Source organism: Psychrobacter sp. CX21 (assembly GCF_057396255.1).
In genome coordinates this window covers 1-221 of the sequence record NZ_JBXYJG010000046.1, presented here as the reverse complement: position 1 = coordinate 221, position 221 = coordinate 1, and the positions used below count along the sequence as shown (strand labels likewise).

1 protein-coding gene is annotated in these 221 nt (G+C 44.3%); it reads right to left on the bottom strand.

All coding sequences use genetic code 11. The features are described from left to right. Nucleotides 1-221: hypothetical protein (locus AC2SLP_RS11990; protein WP_486536850.1), on the bottom strand; the 221-nt coding region annotated here is incomplete at both ends.

Genomic DNA, 221 nt, shown 5'->3' with positions numbered 1-221 from the left:
ATTGTCGCCATTAACGAAGTTAACGTCATCACCTGGATTAACTACCTCGCCTGCATCACCGTTAGCTTGTACGGTAAATCCTGAACTATTAATAGCATCAGCCACACTACCTGCAGTGATTAGCGTGTTTTCATCACCGCCAGTCGGGGTAACTATTGAGCCATTTGAGTCAGGCGTTAAGGTTGTGGTATTAGCAGTAATGTTCCCATCAGCATCTTTAA